This is a genomic window from Paracoccus sp. JM45, from assembly GCF_003590715.1.
Classification (GTDB): Bacteria; Pseudomonadota; Alphaproteobacteria; order Rhodobacterales; family Rhodobacteraceae; genus Paracoccus.
In genome coordinates this window covers 1-1,562 of record NZ_QQVY01000054.1, presented here as the reverse complement: position 1 = coordinate 1,562, position 1,562 = coordinate 1, and the positions used below count along the sequence as shown (strand labels likewise).

The window sequence follows — 1,562 nt, the reverse complement described above, 5'->3', positions numbered from 1 at the left end:
GAGGATTATCGGAATCCGGTGACGACGATGGCGTAGCGGAAATTGCGCGTCACGACGTCCCGGTAAGTCGGGGGTGTGAGGAGGTCACTGAACAGTAACGGCAAAGGATTGATCAGATCCGGGTCAGAGAAAGCAGCATTTGTGCAGGGGCCACGAGCTCGGTTTGTTGATATGCCTCTGGTCCGCGCATCGCCATACCGGCCCGCGGTCACATCAACGCCGCATACAGAGGCCTGATACATGACCGCACCCGATCACACGCTCGCGCCGTTCAAAATCACTTGCACCAACGGGGGCATCAATACATGCACAAATCAGGTGACGGCCGAGCTTCCCCTATTCCCGGACAGACTTATCCTACGGCCTCTGTAACAGGTATGCCAAGGGGGGTGTAGCCGTTCAGCACGGCAATCCGGACCTGGATCTCGGCAACTTGGCGGTCGAAGTCTCGCGCCATGAGGCGCTGACCCAGAAGTTTCACGCAATGCATCTTGCTCTCGACGCGGCTTCGGCGGTGATAGCCACTCCAATTTCGCCAAAGCGCCCGGCCGAGATATTTCGATGCCCGGTGGGCTTCGTTTCGTGCGATTGCTCCAAGGGTGTTCGGCTTCCATGGTTTTGCGTTCTTGCGAGGTGGGATGACGGCGGCGGCGCCACGATCCGGAATGGCATCATGACACTTGCGCGTGTCATAGGCGCCGTCTGCGGTGACGCTGCCGATCTCTTGTTCGGGTGGGATCTGATCGAGCAGTTCCGGCAGCATGGGGGGCGTCGCCGATGCCACGGCTGGTGAACTCGACGGAACGGATCTCCAACGTTTGTTCATCGATCCCGAGGTGGATCTTTCGCCAGACCCGCCGTTTGGGACCGTCGTGCTTGCGGGCATTCCACTCCTCTTCGCCCTCGACCTCGACCTCGACCTTGATGCCGGTGCTGTCGATCAGCAGATGCAGCGGGCCCTTGGAGCCGCAATAGGGGATGTTCACGGCCAAGGTCTTCTGGCGACGAGACAGTGTGCTGAAGTCGGGCACCGCCCAGTCCAAGCCGACCAACTTCAGCAGGCTCTCGACGAAACCAGTCGTTTTCCGGAGCGCCATACCGAACAAGACCTTCATTGAAAGGCATGTCTGGATAGCGGCGTCGCTATAAATCAGATGGCGGCCACGCCGTCCTGTCGGCGCGGCATCCCAGGTCATGTCGGGGTCAAACCAGATCGTCAGCGAGCCCCGGCACTTGAGCGCTTCATTGTAGGCTGGCCAGTTCCTGATCTTGTAGGTCGGGGGTGTAGGTCTGCTCATGCCGCCCAGCTACCATGCTGTATTCACAAAATTAATCCCTCGAACGGATTTTCGCAACAGAGCCATCCAGCACTGGCGGGGGTTTTAAAAGTTTTAGGAGTGCTACAGCGCCGGGGCGGTTTTACCGATCGAAAACGGGCCGGTCCCACAATCCCCAGAGGTGGTCCTGAATTTTCGACCAGTTTTCCGCCGGGCTAAGCTATAGCATGGGTTTCATGTCAGGCGGCGGCTTTCAGGTGTTGATTGTGAGTATCATAGGCCTCG

1 pseudogene is annotated in these 1,562 nt (G+C 58.6%); it reads right to left on the bottom strand.

The window, feature by feature from the left end:
- Nucleotides 1-352: 352 nt before the first annotated feature.
- A pseudogene (locus DWB67_RS17620) lies at nt 353-1,298 on the bottom strand (IS5 family transposase).
- Nucleotides 1,299-1,562 lie beyond the last annotated feature (264 nt).